This window comes from Pandoraea aquatica (assembly GCF_902459565.1).
Lineage (GTDB): Bacteria > Pseudomonadota > Gammaproteobacteria > Burkholderiales > Burkholderiaceae > Pandoraea > Pandoraea aquatica.
Window position 1 is genome coordinate 137,605 of sequence record NZ_CABPSN010000011.1, and the last position, 16,769, is coordinate 154,373.

General features: G+C 59.7%; 17 protein-coding genes and 1 tRNA gene. 6 read left to right on the plus strand and 12 right to left on the minus strand.

The window, feature by feature from the left end; all coding sequences use genetic code 11:
* Position 1: 1 nt before the first annotated feature.
* The 7 genes from PAQ31011_RS25105 to mscL form a co-directional block, all read right to left on the minus strand.
* Positions 2-952, minus strand: coding sequence for a transketolase family protein (locus PAQ31011_RS25105; RefSeq protein ID WP_150578342.1), 951 nt, complete (start codon positions 950-952; stop codon positions 2-4).
* Positions 949-1,761: a transketolase gene (locus PAQ31011_RS25110; protein WP_150578343.1), complete on the minus strand. Its 813-nt coding sequence runs from the start codon at positions 1,759-1,761 to the stop codon at positions 949-951. Before PAQ31011_RS25110 ends, PAQ31011_RS25105 begins: the two co-directional genes overlap by 4 nt.
* Entirely contained in the window at positions 1,758-2,813 is a 1,056-nt protein-coding gene (locus tag PAQ31011_RS25115; protein ID WP_217424896.1) for an NAD-dependent epimerase/dehydratase family protein, read from the minus strand. Before PAQ31011_RS25115 ends, PAQ31011_RS25110 begins: the two co-directional genes overlap by 4 nt.
* A 4-nt stretch (positions 2,814-2,817) precedes the next feature.
* Complete coding sequence (gene rfbH / locus PAQ31011_RS25120) at positions 2,818-4,143, minus strand: lipopolysaccharide biosynthesis protein RfbH (protein ID WP_150578344.1); 1,326 nt, start codon at positions 4,141-4,143, stop codon at positions 2,818-2,820.
* 7 nt (positions 4,144-4,150) lie between these two features.
* Positions 4,151-5,221: a CDP-glucose 4,6-dehydratase gene (gene rfbG, locus PAQ31011_RS25125; RefSeq protein ID WP_150578345.1), complete on the minus strand. Its 1,071-nt coding sequence runs from the start codon at positions 5,219-5,221 to the stop codon at positions 4,151-4,153.
* Positions 5,218-5,991, minus strand: a complete 774-nt coding sequence (gene rfbF / locus PAQ31011_RS25130) for a glucose-1-phosphate cytidylyltransferase (RefSeq protein ID WP_150578346.1) — start codon at positions 5,989-5,991, stop codon at positions 5,218-5,220. The genes rfbG and rfbF overlap by 4 nt, the downstream gene beginning before the upstream one ends.
* A gap of 175 nt (positions 5,992-6,166) precedes the next feature.
* Positions 6,167-6,613: a large conductance mechanosensitive channel protein MscL gene (gene mscL, locus PAQ31011_RS25135; RefSeq protein ID WP_150578347.1), complete on the minus strand. Its 447-nt coding sequence runs from the start codon at positions 6,611-6,613 to the stop codon at positions 6,167-6,169.
* Between the two features lie 315 nt (positions 6,614-6,928).
* Between mscL and petA the strand changes: the two genes are divergently transcribed.
* The 6 genes from petA to PAQ31011_RS25165 all read left to right on the plus strand — a co-directional run bounded on the left by petA (position 6,929) and on the right by PAQ31011_RS25165 (position 11,107).
* The gene (gene petA / locus PAQ31011_RS25140) at positions 6,929-7,543 is read left to right on the plus strand and encodes a ubiquinol-cytochrome c reductase iron-sulfur subunit (protein ID WP_150578348.1); all 615 of its coding nucleotides are present in this window, start codon (positions 6,929-6,931) and stop codon (positions 7,541-7,543) included.
* Positions 7,544-8,929, plus strand: coding sequence for a cytochrome b (locus PAQ31011_RS25145; RefSeq protein WP_150578349.1), 1,386 nt, complete (start codon positions 7,544-7,546; stop codon positions 8,927-8,929).
* 31 nt (positions 8,930-8,960) lie between these two features.
* Complete coding sequence (locus PAQ31011_RS25150; RefSeq protein ID WP_150578350.1) at positions 8,961-9,680, plus strand: cytochrome c1; 720 nt, start codon at positions 8,961-8,963, stop codon at positions 9,678-9,680.
* Between the two features lie 82 nt (positions 9,681-9,762).
* Positions 9,763-10,374 carry a glutathione S-transferase N-terminal domain-containing protein gene (locus PAQ31011_RS25155; protein WP_044457268.1) on the plus strand — a complete coding sequence of 204 codons (612 nt, stop codon included), beginning with the start codon at positions 9,763-9,765 and terminating at the stop codon, positions 10,372-10,374.
* A gap of 76 nt (positions 10,375-10,450) precedes the next feature.
* Complete coding sequence (locus tag PAQ31011_RS25160) at positions 10,451-10,912, plus strand: ClpXP protease specificity-enhancing factor (protein WP_150578351.1); 462 nt, start codon at positions 10,451-10,453, stop codon at positions 10,910-10,912.
* 119 nt (positions 10,913-11,031) lie between these two features.
* A tRNA-Thr gene (locus PAQ31011_RS25165) sits at positions 11,032-11,107 on the plus strand.
* A gap of 96 nt (positions 11,108-11,203) precedes the next feature.
* On the opposite strand, the gene PAQ31011_RS25170 is transcribed toward PAQ31011_RS25165, so the two are convergent.
* The 5 genes from PAQ31011_RS25170 to PAQ31011_RS25190 form a co-directional block, all read right to left on the minus strand.
* Complete coding sequence (locus tag PAQ31011_RS25170) at positions 11,204-12,313, minus strand: porin (protein ID WP_150578352.1); 1,110 nt, start codon at positions 12,311-12,313, stop codon at positions 11,204-11,206.
* 173 nt (positions 12,314-12,486) lie between these two features.
* Complete coding sequence (locus PAQ31011_RS25175) at positions 12,487-13,275, minus strand: 2-keto-4-pentenoate hydratase (RefSeq protein WP_150578353.1); 789 nt, start codon at positions 13,273-13,275, stop codon at positions 12,487-12,489.
* A gap of 7 nt (positions 13,276-13,282) precedes the next feature.
* Complete coding sequence (locus PAQ31011_RS25180) at positions 13,283-14,128, minus strand: alpha/beta fold hydrolase (protein ID WP_150578354.1); 846 nt, start codon at positions 14,126-14,128, stop codon at positions 13,283-13,285.
* A 51-nt stretch (positions 14,129-14,179) separates the two neighbouring features.
* Positions 14,180-15,082 carry a VOC family protein gene (locus PAQ31011_RS25185; RefSeq protein WP_150578355.1) on the minus strand — a complete coding sequence of 301 codons (903 nt, stop codon included), beginning with the start codon at positions 15,080-15,082 and terminating at the stop codon, positions 14,180-14,182.
* Entirely contained in the window at positions 15,079-16,632 is a 1,554-nt protein-coding gene (locus PAQ31011_RS25190) for a bifunctional 3-(3-hydroxy-phenyl)propionate/3-hydroxycinnamic acid hydroxylase (RefSeq protein WP_150578356.1), read from the minus strand. The genes PAQ31011_RS25185 and PAQ31011_RS25190 overlap by 4 nt, the downstream gene beginning before the upstream one ends.
* Positions 16,633-16,769: the final 137 nt, after the last annotated feature.

A 16,769-nucleotide genomic window follows, 5' to 3' on the forward strand; every position in this document is an offset into this window, starting at 1 on the left:
GCTACTTGTTCGTGCCTGAAGAAGGTTGGGTCGGAACCGCCGGGTACAGTTTTGCGACCTGCATGCGCAGTGAGTCGATGCCCAGACCGTGCTGTTCCATCAGATGGGCATAGTTGCCGCAGGTCTCAGAGAATCGATTGTCGATGCCGAATCGCGTGACTCGCGTCACGGACGATTCGCTAAGTACTTCTGCCACCAACGACCCCAGCCCGCCGCGCGTGGAGTGCTCCTCGAATGTAAATATGCGTTCGAAGGGCGCCGATATCCGGTGGAGCTGTGCGCGATTGAACGGTTCAAGATAAGGGGCGCTCCACACCGGAACTCCGCCAATCGCATCGGCTAGCTGCACGGCCCGGCTGACCATCGATCCTGTCGCCACAAAGGCGAATGGTGCGGCTCCGGGGCGAACTTGAATGAGATCGCCTTTCGGAACATCCGCGGCCATCGGCACCGCGTCATGAATGTCGCCGCAATCCGATTTGCCGAAGCGCAGATATATCGGCTTACTTGTGTCGAGAAATGCGCTAAAGCAGTACTCGAGCTCGAACTTGTCGGATGGCGACTGGATATCGATATTGGGGACCGCTCTCAAGGCGGCGACATCTTCCGTGCTTTGGTGGCTTGTTCCGAGTTGTGCATAGACGACTCCCGCGCCATCGCCGACAAAGCAAACGGGCAAGTTCGCGTAACAGACGTCCAGCTTGATCTGCTCAAGCACCCGAATGGGGACAAAGGCACTCAACCCATACACGATCGGCCGGAATCCGGCCATGGCGAGACCGGCTGCGACACCCACCATGTTCTGTTCTGCGACGCCGCAGTTGATGAACTGATCGGGCACCGCACGACGAAATTCATCGAACAGTGCATAGCCGTGGTCGCCAGTGAGCAACAGAATGCGGGCGTCTTGCCGTGCCGCTTGCGTCAGAAGACGTGAGAAGGCTGCTCTCATGCGAGTCCAAGCTCCTTCGTGGCTCGTGCGTAAGTCTCATCATTGAGACGGGTGTAGTGCCAGCTGTTGTCATTCTCCATAAAGCTGACGCCCTTCCCCTTTATGGTTTGCGCGACGATAGCCTTGGGTTTTTGATTTCTACGTTCGGTGAGCGATCGAATGGCCGCGTCGAGTGCCGCTTCATCATGGCCGTCGATTGTCACTGCGTCGAAGCCGAACGCAGTGAAACGTTGTTCCAGTTGATCGAGTTTCATGACGGCATTCGTCGCCCCCATTGCCTGAAATCGATTCTCGTCAACAATGACGATGAGGTTATCCAGTCCGAACTGCGTTGCAAAAAGCATCGCCTCCCACATGCTGCCTTCGTTCATTTCACCGTCGCCCGCGATAACGAAGCACCTCTGGTCACTCCCCTTGCGTTTTGCGCCTAGCGCCAGTCCCGCTCCGATTGGCAAGCCATGCCCCAACGACCCTGTGGTCGCCTCGATACCGGGCACGTGAATGTCCGCCAGTCCCTTCAAACGCGTTCCGTCACCGAAATAGCGATCGAGTTCGGCATCATCAAGCCACCCCAAGGCGTTCATGCATGCGTACTGCGCCATCACGCCGTGTCCCTTGCTCAGCACCAGATAGTCCCGCTCGGGGTCTTCAGGCGATTGTGAGGGGCCGAAGCGAAGATGCGATCGATAGAGAACCGCCAGCATCTCTACGATTGAAAACGCGCAGCCGATATGGACGGTTGAGCCCGCCTTCGCCATATCGAGAATCGTCTGGCGCAATTGGGCGGCATGGAGTTGCGGTCTGTTCATGACGGATGACGAGAGATAGCGGACTGTCGAATCCACTGGAGTGTGCGGGTAAGACCTTCGTCGAGCGAAACCGTAGTGTGCAGTCCGAGTGTTTCCCGGGCTTTTCGCGTGCACGGCACGTAGCGTTGCACGGGCCTGCTGCTGTCAGGCACACCCTGTATCGATACACCTGCAATGCCGTCGTCCAGCGACGCAATGCGGTGCGCGAGGTCGCCGATGCTAATCGCTTCTTCCGAGCCTACGTTATAGGCTTCTCCGGGAACGCCATCCAGGAGAATTGTCCACAGCCACCATGCCAGGTCGGACGCGTAAAGGTAGCTGCGCAACGGCGTTCCGTCGCCATTCACGACAATCGGCTTGCCTGTGTTTCGGTCAAGCAGGAAGTTGCCGACCGCAAGATGGCTGGCTAGCGGTATATAGGGGCCGACAAACGCGAAGCACCTCGCGATTCGGGCGATAGGGTAGTGTTCTTCCGCGCCGGTGACGGACAGCCATTCGGCGGCTCGCTTGCCTTGTGCGTACGCCTGACGGCTGTCGAGCCCAAGCGGCGTGCCGGGATAATCTTCTGCAATGCGTGTCAACGAGGCCGGTTGCTGGCCGTAGACGGCACCGGAGCTCACCAGAAGAACGTTCTGAGCTCCCGCGTCGCGCGCGGCGGCAAGAACACGCAGGGTGCCACTTACCGTGGTGTCGAAAAGCGCGATGGGCGACGAGTGCGCTGCGACGTCCGTTGCCGCATGAATCACGTGGGAAAACGTGCCCGGTGCTCGGGTAAACGTCCGAACATCGCCGCCCATCATGGTCAGCGCCTTATCTGACGCGAGATGTGGGTGCGCCAGCGCAAACTCAGTCGGGTTCCGGCTCAGAACCGTGACACTGACGCCAAGTCCGAGACGGCGGTTGCTGTAGAGCAGCGTCTCCAGGAGCCACTTGCCGACGAAGCCGGTGCCGCCGGTCATGAAGATGCGCGCGCCGCGCAGCGTGGCCATGCGTTCGCTGGCAACGTCCAGGAAGCGCGCGAGATCGATCTCCAGGATATTCCCGTGTGACATCGCGTCAGAAATTCACGCCAAAGAACGTTTCCAGATGGTAGGCAACGTGGTCGAGCATGGCTTTCGATAGCCCCGGATAGACACCAAGCCAGAACGTGTTGTTCATGACAATGTCGGTGTTCGTCAACTCGCCGGAGACTCGATAGTGCTGGTTTTGCATATAGGGCTGGCGAGTCAGGTTGCCGGCAAACAGCAGGCGCGTGCCGATCTTCTCCTGATCCAGGTAACGCAGCAGTTCGACGCGCTGCACATTGGCCGCATCACTCAGCGTAATCGGATAGCCGAACCAGGACGGATCGCTATTTTCAGTGGCCTTGGGCAGGATCAGAAATTCCTCGCATCCGGCGAGCTTTTCGGTCAGATACTGGAAATTGTCCTTACGCGCCTGGATGAAGCCGTCGAGCTTGTCCATTTGTGCCAGCGCGCATGCCGCCTGCATGTCGGTGATCTTCAGGTTGTACCCGAGATGCGAGTAGGTGTACTTGTGATCGTAGCCTTCGGGCAAATTGCCGAGTTTCCAGCAGAAGCGTTTTCCGCAGGTGTTGTCCTTGCCCGGTGGGCAGTAGCAATCGCGGCCCCAGTCGCGGAACGATTCGATGATCTGCTTGAGTTCGTAATCGTTGGTAAATACCGCGCCGCCTTCGCCCATCGTAATGTGATGGGCCGGGTAGAAACTCAGAGTGCCGATATCGCCGAACGTGCCCACGAGCTTGCCGTCGTAGCGCGAACCCAAGGCGTCACAACAATCTTCGATCAGCCAAAGTCCGTGGCGATCGCAAATTTCCCGAACGACTTGTAGGTTGTACGGGTTGCCCAGCGTGTGTGCCAGCATGATGGCCTTGGTGCGCGGGCCAATGGCGGCTTCAATTTTTTCCGGCGCGATGTTGTAGGTCGGAATGTCGATGTCGACGAACACCGGGACAGCGCCGAACTGCAGGATCGGATTGACGGTCGTCGGGAATCCGGCCGCTACGCCAATGACTTCGTCTCCCTTGCCGATGGCTCGGCTGCCCAGCTTGGGCGACGTGAGGGCAGAGAACGCGAGCAGATTGGCGGAAGACCCGGAATTCGTGGTCAGCAAGTGCTTGACCCCCAGATACTGCGCCAGGCGTTTTTCGAAAACGTCGTTAAAACGGCCCGTGGTCAACCAGCCATCGAGCGACGCCTCCACCATATTCTTGAGTTCGGCGCCGTCGATCACCTTCCCCGACGGCGGAATCATGGTCTGCCCGGGTTCGAATGCGGGCGGGGTGAGGGCGATCGACGCGTATTCGTCGACCAGGGCTGCAATGTTTTCTCGCAGCTGTTGTTTGCGGGTGTCGTTGTTCATTTGGGTTCTAGGGCGCGGGGCGCGCTTTTTCGAATGAGTCGATCTGCGAAAGTGTGACAGCGCGCATATCCGTTCCGGTATGCAGGGCTTTGTGCCACTCGCAGATTCGCGTTAGGGTCGTGCTGAGGTCCCAGCGTGGTGTCCAGTCGAGCAACGCCGCGGCCTTCGAGCAATCCAGCTTGAGGTAACGGGCCTCGTGATGAGTGGCGCCGGCTGTGTCGATCTCGTAGGTTGCGCCGTCGCCCCATTCGGAGACGAGGCGCTCCACGATCCATTGGACAGGCTTCGCGTCTGCGTCGGCCGGGCCGAAATTCCAGCCTTGCGCGAAAGCGCTCCCTTCGGAGAACAGGCGTTCGGCGAGTTGAAGATACCCGGACAACGGTTCGAGCACGTGCTGCCACGGCCGGATCGATTGGGGACTTCTGATCTGGACCGGACATCCTGCTTCAATGGCTCGAATGATGTCGGGGACCAGGCGGTCCAGTGCCCAATCGCCGCCGCCGATCACGTTGCCCGCCCGTGCACTGGCGAGGCAGACCTGGGAAGTGTCGCCGAAGAACGAGTCCCGATAGGCCTGCGTGACCAGCTCGGCACAGCCTTTGCTGTTGCTATAAGGGTCGTGGCCGCCCATGGCGTCGGTTTCCCGGTATCCCCACACCCACTCGTGATTCTCGTAGCATTTGTCGCTCGTCACATTGACGACGGCCCGTACCGAAGGCGTTTTTCGGATGGCCTCAAACAAATGCACCAGTCCCATGACGTTAGTCGAGTACGTCTCCACGGGATTGGCGTATGAATACCGCACCAACGGCTGTGCCGCCAAATGAAAGACGATCTCGGGCTGAGCCGCCTGCATTGCAGCATCGAGCGCAGCCGGGTCTCTGATGTCGCCGAAAATCGAGGTCATGCCGGTGCTGACTTCGGCGACGTCAAACAAACTGGGATCTGTGGCGGGCGGGAGCGCGTAGCCGGTCAGGATCGCACCTGAGCGCTGCAGCCAGAGCGCCAGCCAGCTTCCTTTGAAGCCGGTGTGTCCGGTCAGGAAAACGCGCTTGCCTTGCCAGAAAGCGGGTTTCATTCCCACACCTTCCAGGGGGCGCTACCGGAGGCCCACAAGGCCTCGAGATGCGTTTTGTCGCGAAGCGTATCCATCGGTTGCCAAAAGCCTTCATGCGCGAATGCGGCCAATTCGTTGCGCGCTGCAAGGATTTCCAGTGGTCTTTGTTCCCAAATTGTGTCGTCCCCGTCAATGAGGTCGATCACTTTCGGTGACAATACAAAGAAGCCGCCATTGATCAGGCCGCCATCGCCTTTGGGTTTTTCCTTGAACGTTGAAACCCTGTCGTCGTGAATATCCAGTGCGCCAAAGCGACCCGGGGGGTAGGTCGCGGTGAGGGTCGCCAGAACCTTCTGTTCCTTGTGAAAGGCGACCAGACGTCCGATGTCGACATCGCTCACGCCATCGCCATAGGTGAAGCAAAACGCGTCGTCGCTTTCGACATATTCCCGAACGCGCCGCAAGCGCCCGCCGGTCATCGTGGCTTCGCCAGTATCGACCAGGGTGACGCGCCACGGCTCGGCATAACGCTGATGGACTTCCATTCGGTTGTTCGACATATCGAACGTGACGTCCGACATGTGAAGGAAGTAGTTGGCGAAGTACTCTTTGATGACGTAGCCTCGATAGCCGCAGCAAATAATGAAGTCGTTAATCCCGTAATGGGAATAGATTTTCATGATATGCCACAGAATCGGCTTGCCTCCGACTTCAACCATGGGTTTGGGGCGCACGGAGGTTTCCTCGCTGATGCGTGTACCCAGGCCGCCCGCAAGAATCACTGCTTTCATCGTTGTTTCCTGATGCGATAGGAGGGGCAATCCCCCGCAGCTCAGGTCTTGCCCGATTTCAGACGGGAAAGCCAGTCGTCGGATGGCGGCGCGAGGGAGAAAGTTAGCTCGCGATTATATTGCAAAGAACACAAAAAGCCCCCGATTGACGGGGGCTGAGGGGGCAAAGTGGGTCTTAGCCGTTCTGCTTCTTGAGGCTGTCGCGTATTTCGCGCAGCAAAACAATGTCTTCCGGGGTCGCTGCCGGGGCGGCCGGCGCTTCCGGTTCCGGACGCTTCAGTCGGTTGATCTGCTTGACCATCATGAAGATGATGAATGCCAGAATCAGGAAGTTCAGGGCTACGGTAATGAAGTTACCGTAGCCGAACACGGCCACACCGGCCTTGGTCAGGTCGGCGTAGGACGTGGGGTTGCCTTTGAAGTCTGGCGGGATGGTGCCGAGCAGGATGAATTTGCTCGAGAAGTCCAGTCCGCCGAAGATCGCGCCGACGATCGGCATGATCAGGTCTTTGACGACCGAATCGACGATCTTGCCGAAGGCCCCGCCGATGATCACACCGACGGCGAGATCGATCACATTGCCTTTGACGGCAAATTCCTTGAATTCCGACATGAAGCTCATGCCATTCCTCCGCTATTTGAATGAGTGGCCGGGGGGAGCATCGCTGTCGCGCACGATGTCACCGGGGCGAGACAAGGAAAATGATGACTAAATGTCGTGCACGCGTCAACGAAAGCGGCGATCATAGCGGTTCTCGAGCAGCATCCCAAAAGCGAAACCCCGGGTGGGCGGTAGCCACCCGCAGGGTACGTTAATCCTTTGAAAATACGCGAAAACCACTAGGAGACTGAGGCGTTTTGCCGTTGTTTCAGGCATTTACGCTCGCGTATGATTTAAGGTTGACGGAAATACAAATTCAACCGTGTGGGGCTTGTGATGAGTAACAATCAGAAACGTGCCGTCGACAGCAACCGCCGGAACCTTTTGATTGCAACGTCCGTAGCTGGAGGCGTAGGCGGCGTTGCAACCTTGGTTCCTTTCGTCAGTTCCCTCGAACCGTCGGAGCGCGCCAAGGCTGGCGGAGCGCCCGTCGAAGCCGATATCAGCGGGTTGCGGCCCGGTGAGAAGATGACGGTCGCCTGGCGCGGCCTTCCCGTGTGGATCGTACGCCGCACGCCCGACGAAATGGCTTCGCTGTCCAAAGTGACCGCCGAACTGGCCGATCCGGACTCCAAGGAAACGTTTTCCTTTCCGATGCCGGATTACGCCAAGAACGAGTTCCGCACGCGCGTCGAGCATAAGGATCTGCTCGTCGTCATCGGCGTCTGTACTCACCTCGGCTGCATCCCTTCCGGCCCCTACGTGGCGAATACCATTCCGGCCCTTGGCCAGGACCCGGGCTTCCTTTGCCCGTGCCATGGTTCGACCTACGATATGTCTGGCCGTGTTTTCAAGAACAAGCCGGCGCCAAAGAATCTCGACGTTCCTCGTTTCATGTTCCTGAGCGACAGCAAGATCGTGATCGGTAAAGACGAAAAAGGAGAAGCGTAAATGGCCGCCGACAAACAAGTCGACACGACGGGCTTGCTGGGCTGGATCGACCGCCGGTTTCCGCTCACGCAGCTCTGGAAAGACCACGCATCCGAGTATTACGCGCCCAAGAACTTCAATTTCTGGTACTTCTTCGGCTCGCTGGCCATGCTGGTGCTGGTGATCCAGATCCTCACCGGCATCTTCCTGGTGATGAACTACAAGCCCGACGCCAATCTCGCGTTCGCGTCGGTCGAGTACATCATGCGTGAAGTGCCGTGGGGCTGGCTCATCCGCTACATGCATTCGACGGGCGCCTCGATGTTCTTCGTCGTGGTGTATCTGCACATGTTCCGCGGGCTGCTCTACGGCTCGTACCGTAAGCCGCGCGAGCTGGTCTGGGTGTTCGGCTGCCTGATCTTCCTGTGCCTGATGGCCGAGGCGTTCATGGGCTACCTGCTGCCGTGGGGCCAGATGTCCTACTGGGGCGCACAGGTGATCGTGAACCTGTTCTCGGCGATTCCGTTCATCGGTCCGGACCTGTCGCTGTGGATTCGCGGCGACTACGTGGTGTCAGACGCCACGCTCAACCGCTTCTTCGCGTTCCACGTGATTGCGATTCCGCTGGTGCTCATCGGGCTGATCGTCGCGCACATCATTGCGTTGCACGAAGTTGGGTCGAACAACCCGGACGGCATCGAAATCAAGGACAAGAAGGACGCCAACGGCCGTCCGCTCGACGGCATTCCGTTCCATCCGTACTACACGGTCCACGACATCATGGGCGTGGGCGTGTTCCTGATGGTCTTCTCGGCGATCGTGTTCTTCGCGCCGACGATGGGCGGCTACTTCCTGGAAGCGAACAACTTCATCCCGTCGGACCCTCTCAAGACGCCGCCGCACATCGCACCGGTGTGGTATTTCACGCCGTTCTATTCGATGCTGCGCGCCACGACCGACGACTTCAAGCATTTGCTGATGGGCGTGGCGGTGCTGGTCACGGCGGTCTGGTGGGTCAAGGGCAAGGCGGCGGTGACCACCAAGGTGGCCGCATCGGGCGGCGTGGTGTTGTTGCTGCTGGCGATGTACCTGACCGAGGCGAAGTTCTGGGGCGTGGTGGTGATGGGCGGCGCGGTGGTGACGCTGTTCTTCCTGCCGTGGCTCGACCATAGCCCGGTGAAGTCGATTCGTTACCGTCCGGGATTCCATAAGGTGTTGCTGGGTATTCTCGTCGTTGTTTTTGCGGTGCTGGGGTATCTGGGGATCCAGGAACCGACGCCCGTGAAGACGGCTATTTCGCAGGTTGGTGCGCTGTATTACTTCGGATTCTTCTGGCTGATGCCGCTGTGGAGCAAGCGCGGCACCTTCAAGCCGGTGCCGGAGCGCGTGACCTTCGCGGCGCACTGAGCGCACTCAAACGACGACTAGGGATATCAAGATGAGAAAACTGTTGCTTATCCTGGCGCTTCTGAGTGGCTTCACGGCGCCGGCTTTGGCTGAAGAGGGTGGGCCGCTGGACACGGCGCCCAACCGGATCGACGATCTGGCGTCGCTGCAGCGGGGCGCCAAGATGTTTGTGAACTACTGCCTGAACTGCCACTCGGCGGCGTCGATGCGGTATTCGCGGCTCAAGGATCTGGGCTTATCGGACGTGGAGATCAAGAACAATCTGCTCTTCACGACCGACAAGATCGGCGAGACGATGACCGTCGCCATGCGCACGGCGGACGCCAAGGAGTGGTTCGGCTCGGCCCCGCCCGACCTGTCGGTCGAGGCCCGCGCCAAGGGCACGGACTGGCTGTACACCTACTTGCGTACCTTCTACCGGGACGATTCCCGTCCGACCGGTTGGAATAACGTCGCGTTCCCTAATGTGGGCATGCCGAACCCGTTCTGGCAGTTGCAGGGACAGCGGGGGCTGAAGCACGTGGAGGGGGCGGAACATGGTCCGGCGCAGTTCGTGCAGATCACTCAAGGGACGATGAAGCCAGTGGAATTTGATTCTGCTATGGCGGATTTGGTATCTTATCTGGATTGGATGTCGGAGCCGGCGCAACGGACGCGTCGGCAGTTGGGTGTCTGGGTTCTTTTGTTCCTTGGACTCTTTACGGTACTTGCCTGGCGCCTGAATTCGGCCTATTGGAAGGACGTGAAGTAAAATAACGTCTGTACGACGGGGCCAGGGTTTGGGAAGCTCGGTTTCCCGCCCCGGCCCCGTTGGTTTTTAAGGAAGACGCGCTATGATGGTTTTGTACTCGGGCACGACGTGCCCCTTCTCCCAGCGTTGCCGGCTGGTTCTGTTCGAAAAGGGCATGGATTTCGAAATCCGTGACGTCGATCTGTTCAACAAGCCGGAAGACATTGCGGTGATGAACCCGTACGGTCAGGTGCCGATTCTTGTCGAGCGCGACCTGATTCTGTACGAATCGAACATCATCAATGAGTACATTGACGAACGTTTCCCGCATCCGCAGCTGATGCCGGCTGATCCGGTGCAGCGTGCGCGTGCGCGTCTGTTCCTGTTCAACTTCGAGAAAGAGCTGTTCGTGCATGTGAGCGCGCTCGAGAACGAGAAGGGCAAGGCAGCGGAAAAGAATCACGAGAAGGCACGTTTGTCGATTCGCGATCGTCTGACGCAGCTTGCGCCGATTTTCGTGAAGAACAAGTACATGTTGGGTGAGGAGTTCTCGATGCTCGACGTGGCGATTGCGCCGCTGCTGTGGCGTCTGGATCACTACGGCATTGAGCTGTCGAAGAACGCTGCACCGTTGATGAAGTATGCCGAGCGGATTTTCAGCCGTCCGGCGTACATTGAAGCACTGACGCCGTCCGAAAAGGTCATGCGTCGCTAATGTGTTGACATGCCCGCTGGCGAGGCTGGTTTGCCGGGAATGGCGAACGGGCTTCGCGGCGGGATAAGTTGGTTATATGCCTGAAACGTCTACCAAGCCTTATTTACTGCGCGCGCTGTACGAGTGGTGTACCGACAATGGGTACACGCCGTATCTGGCCGTGCATGTCGATGCCAGAACGCGTGTTCCGCGCGAGTTTGTGAAAGATGGCGAGATCGTGCTGAACATCAGCTTCGACGCCACGAGCGGATTGCAGATGGGCAACGACTGGATTGAATTCAGCGCCCGCTTTGGCGGCATCTCGCAGAAGGTGGAAGTGCAGGTGCCGAACGTGCTGGCGATTTATGCTCGCGAGAACGGTCAGGGTATGGCGTTCCCGGTCGACAAGCAGGCGTCTGCAGACGAGAGCCCCGAGCTGGAAGCGGTGCCGACGGTGCAGGAGCCGGAAGGCGACGATCCGGATCCGACGCGTCCCGGTGGCGGTAATGGCGCGGCTGGCGGCAACGCCGGACGTGCACACCTGAAGGTCGTGAAGTAATTCGTGACGGCGGTGAGACGCGAGACTTTCGGGTGTCGCGTCGCGCTGCGAAATATCGAGCGATTTCGCACTGACAGGTAGTCGCAGTGACCGACGAATCGGTTACAATACACGACTTCGCCGGCTTAGCTCATCTGGTAGAGCAGTTGATTTGTAATCATCAGGTGGCGGGTTCGAGTCCTGCAGCCGGCACCAAACACCTTTCCAGGGAATTCCTCGGGAATCAAAAAAACCGTGATGGCTCTAAGCCTCACGGTTTTTTTGATTCCTGAGGTATCAGTACGTCCCCCCTCAAAACCGCGTCAGCACCCCCACACGCGTCAACATCTGACTCGGCCCGCTCGACGTGCCATTCGGTTCAATGACACCACTAACCAGTGCCTGCGCGTTGGCATTCGTGCGCTGATACACCATCTCGGTATAGACCATCGTCCGTTTGGAAAACGAATAGGCCAGTAGTGCCGATATTTGGTGTGCGTGGTTGTTGTCGAGGTAGCCGTTCCCTTTCATGTACATGTAGTCGATGCCGGTTCGCCACTGAGGCGTCAGTGTGTATGCCAGCCCGATTTGACCTTGAGCGATCGCACCACCGTTTGCCGTATTACGCACCGTGGTAATCAGCGCATTGACACCGAGCGAACCGAAGTCGTAACGCATGCCAACGCCCCAGTTCCTAATACCCACTTGCGGCATTCCGGCTTGCAAATACTTAACCTCGGTGTACGCCGCCCCCATTCCGAACGAACCACTTTCGTAATTCAGCCCCGCACTCACGGTATTCCCGCTACCTAACGCACCGGGCACACCACCGATCCCATAGAGCGCCCCGAAGCTCAGCCCGGCAAACGAAGGCGATTGATACTTGACCGAGTTCGAGACCGATTGCCCTGACATGCGGTCCCAGTCGAATTGGCTCGCATACGGCGGGTTGTACGGAAGCGCAATCTTTTGAAACGGACCTGCCCGGAAGTTGTAGATGCCGCCGACCGTCAGCGCGGCATCCGTGCGGCCGAAGAACAGCGCGTCGATCATGAAGTCGTACTGATTGCCGAAGCGCACCGTGCCGAAGCGTTCATTGCTGATGCCGATCCAAGCGTTGCGCCCAAAGATGCCCTTCGTCGGCGGCTGAATCGCTCCCGTCCCCACAGCAAACTGATTCACGAGATCGAATTCGACATGCGTGCCACCACCCAATTCCTCCACACCGCGAATGCCGAGCATGTTCGGTGACTGAATGCCATCGTCGAATTTCAGGTTGTGACTGCCGCCCGAATTGCTGACGTAAGTGAGACCCGCGTCCATCACGCCATAAAGCGTCACGCCACTGCCGGACGCACCGTGGGCCTGCGAAACGATGCTACATAGCGCGAGTGCCGCGCCACCAAACGCAACTGCTTTCATACCTTGTCTCCAAAAGGTTCGAGCGGGTATCCGCTTCTTTTATCTGCTTGATGCGCATTGCCTGACTTACGATGAGATGGCTTTCTCCGGGGCGTCAGAGGGCCGGGCGCACGCGAGCGAGCGCGTGCACCCAAGTACTCCAACGGGTGTTCAGGAAGGCTGTCCGGGTGTCTTCAGACGCAGAACGTGGCGCTAACCGCACCGAGTCCCGCGACGTCGGCAACGTACGTGCCGGGCGCAGTCACCGCGACCATCGGACCGAGTGCGCCGGTGAGCACGACATCCCCCGCCCGCAACGGCGTGCCAAGTGCGACCATGCGATCGGCAAGCCAGACGGCTGCGTTGAGTGGATTGCCCAGACACGCAGCGCCGCTGCCTCGCGAGAGCACTTCACCGTCTCGCGACAGTGTCATGGCGCTGTCGGCGAGTTCGATGTCGGCAAGCGATACCGGTCGGCTACCCAGAACGAACCGCGCGCTCGATGCGTTATCGGCGACGGTGTCGACGAATCGGATATCCCAATCGCGAATCCGGCTGTCGACGACTTCGATGGCGACGGTTGCGAACGCACACGCGGACAGAATGTCGGCGTAGGTGTGACGTGTGTGCGTGAGATCGCGGGCGAGCACGAGCGCGATCTCGGCCTCGACCTTGGGCGCGATCAACGTGGCGAGCGAGATCGGCGCGTTGTCGCCGCATGCCATTGAGGCGAACAGCGTGCCGAAGTCCGGCTGATCGACGCCAAGCTGCGCCTGCACCGCCAGCGACGTCAGCCCGATCTTGCGTCCCACGACACGTTCACCCCGACCGACACGCCACGCGACGTTCGCTTGCTGTACGGCGTAAGCCGTCTCCATATCGTCCAGGGCGATGACGTCGCGCACAGGCGCGATGGGCTGGCAGGCAAGCTCCGCGTTTCGCAGTCGCTCGGCAATCGAATCGATGAATGAGTGCTCGGACATGACGACCTCACGCATTCGCGATGAAGTCGCCCACCAGACGATTGAACTCGTCCGGATGCTCGATCATGGCCCAGTGTCCACAGCGATTGATGAGCACCAGCCGCGAGTGCGGAATGTTGGCGAGCAGGAACAACGATGTTTCGAACGACACCACACGATCGTCGCGTCCGTGAATCAGCAGCGTCGGTACCTTGATGCCAGCGAGCAACTCCGGCTTGACCCACTTGGGCAACGGCGCACCCTTCGGCAGTCCGTCCACGTAATTGCGCAGGTGCTCGGGGCGAGCTTGCGCCGCGTCCGAGCGAGCTTGACACAGTTCCGGCGTCGCGAACCTGGCTTTGTCATAGACCATCACTTCGACCAGACGGCGCATGTTGTGGGCCGTCGGTTCCTGATAAGCCTGAATCAACACCTTGAGCCCTTCACTGGGGCCGTCGCCTGCGCCGAAGAGCGTCGGCCGACGTCCGACCGGCGGGCCCATCGTGACAAGATGCGTGATCCGATTCGGGTACTCCGTGGCGAGACGCAGCGACGTTTGTCCGCCCATCGAATTGCCGACGAACGCGGCCTTTTCGATACCGAGTGCATCCATGAACTGGATCGCAGCGTCGACGTGGTCCAACTGCTCAACGGTTGCTGCGTCCGACTGTCCCCAACCGGGCATGTCGACGGCATACACGTGGAACCGCTGCGCGAGCGCTTCGATGTTGCCGGAGAAATTGCTCCAGCCAGTGGCACCCGGGCCGCTGCCATGCAACAGAATGACGGGATGACCCTGTCCGGCTTCGTGATAGTGAAGATGCCAGTCGCGGGTCTGGATCGTACGGCGGGTACCTGCTTGTGTGAGTGTCATGTCGATTCCTGATTCGATGAGTGGTAGAGCGGAAGGCGGCAGGCGTGACGCTCAGGGCGTCAGCAATGCCGCGACCGCTTCGGGCGCACGATGGCCCCAGGTGCTGAGTTGATCGAGGTGCTGAACGGTCCAGGTGGTTTCGTCGATGATGCGTCCGCCCCAGCCGAACTCCACGCTGAAGCCCGAAGGCGTGTGCACGTAGAAGCTGAACATGCGATCGTTCGGGTGCAGGCCCAGGGTCATCTCGAACGGCTGCTTCGCGTCCATGCAACGATCGAAAGCGAGGCCGACATCGTTCATGTCGGCGGCTTCGATCATGAAGTGATGCATGCGCTTCGGATGCGGCATGTTCGCGAGCGCAAGCGAGTGATGCCTTCCGTTGCAATGCAGGAACGCCACACTGGCGACGATCCCCGGTGCCACTTCCTGATCGATGACGTCGGTCAATCGAAAGCCGAGCAGGCCATACCAGTCGACCAGACGCTGCCGGTCCATCCCTTTCTCGATCAGTACCTGATGGCCAGCACCGTTCTCACCGGTCACGAAGCGCGAAACGTGCTTTGGCGAGACGAATGGTGTTGGCGCATCGGCGAGCCCCACATACAGCTCGACGCGATTTCCAAGAGGATCGGCAGTGATCGCAATGCGCTGCACCTCCCGTGCAGCAGCAAGCTTCGCATCGCCCTCTGTGACGGTGCTTCCACTTGCGCGAAGCCGTTCGCTGATCACATCGAGATCGGCGTGGCTCGCACAGCCGAAGCCAGTGAACGCCAGGTCATCTGCGGTGCCGCTAACGACGATCCACCGATGCGCCTTCTCATCCATGCGGAGCGTCAACGCGTCTGGAGAGCGGCTGCCGAGTTGCATACCCATCAGTTCGGTGCCGAAGCGCTCCCACGCGTCGAGCTGCGTCGCTTCGATGCCGACATAGCCGAGTTCGACGACCTGGCTCATTGCTGTGCCTCCATCTGCGGCACCTGTAAACCACCGGTATCGGCGGCGGCCACGAAGCGGTCCGGACGCAAGGCAACGACGCGCACGCCGTACTTGTGCATCCATTGCCGAAGCACGCCATCCAGATCGATGAATTCGTCCTGTCCCTGTGTGTGCTGGTGCTGCTGGCGCAAGGCGACATATCGCGCGCCGAGCTGGTCCCAGCCGGCTTTCTCGTCGGCGGTGAGTTGCGTCGCGGGATCGATGTCGTCGCCCAGCAGGACAAAGCCGTCCCCAAGCAGATCGTCCAGACGCGCCATGACGCCCCGGTTGTCGCCGACCACCGGCTGCGGCACCATGCGCCCGACAATGCTCTCGCTGCCGAGTGGGCCACGCAGCCAGCCGGCCGTGAGCACTGGCGGTGCGATGAGCGGCGGCTCACCCGCGTCGGGGGATGGCGGGCAGGCCAGCGCCGCTTGTTCTTCGTCGGACAGCTCCTGTTTGATGATGCGACCCAGCTGAACCGCCAGTTCGGTATAAAACGCGGCGTTGGGGCGGCGCTCCGCCTCGTAGGTATCGAGGAACGCTGCCGGCAATTTGCCGTTCAGCACACCCGCGAGTTTCCATCCGAGATCGAAGGCATCGCGCATGCCGGTCTGCATCCCCGCACCTGCCCAGGGCGGCATCAAGTGCGCCGCATCGCCTGCGAGAAAGACGTTGCCGACGCGCCACGTCTGCGCCATGCGCGTGTGGTGACGGTAGAAGGCGTGCTGATGGATCTCGACATCGTCTTGCGTCACGCCCAGCGCATTGAGCAGCGGCCAGATCTGTTCGTGTGTCGCGAAATCGGCCTCGGTCTCTCCCGCCTTCAACGGCAGTTCCCAACGGTGATTCCCGTTCGCCAGCGCGATGTCGACAACCGGACGCTCCTTGTCAGACCAGAACGTCAGCAAATTGCGATCCGGCCACCAGCGCTTGACGCGGCAATCGATCACGATCCATTGCACGTTCAGCGTGTCGCCGAGCATCTTTACGTCGAGCATGCCGCGCGTGGCGCTGCTGCCGCCGTCGCTCGCGATGACGTAGCGAACGCGCGATGTCTGTACCTCTTGCGTCGCAGCGTCCTTCGTCGTGACGGTGACGCCGTCGGTGTCCTGTTCGAGACCGACCACCTCCAATCCGTAACGCACGTCGAGGTGCTGCGCGTGTCGGGCCGCGCATTCGCGCAGCGTCGTTTCCATCGTCGGCTGGTAGATGTTGAAGAAGCGCGGCTTGATGCCGAGCGTCGACGGCGGATGCTCCACGCGCATCAACTCCGTGCCGTCGTACAGCACCCAGCGCAGTGCACGCTGTGGGTCGATCTGCTTGAGCACCGGCTCGTCGACACCGAGATTCTGGAAGATGCGCATCGTCCAATCGTTGACCGTGACGGCACGGGCGCGTGGATAGATATCGCGATGGCGCTCATAGACGATGCATGAGATGCCATGTTTGGCCAGCGTGAGCGCGGCGATAACGCCGGTCGGGCCGTAGCCGACGATGGCAACGTCGGCGTCATAGGGTTGGGGCATTGGGTGTCTCCTTCGCTGCGTTGACGGCCCGGCAGCCAATGCAGATGCCGGACACTCGATGCGAAAGATTGTACCGATTGGTCCAAAACTAAAAATAAGGGAAAGCCATGATTGGACCAATTGGTCCAATAGTGCTC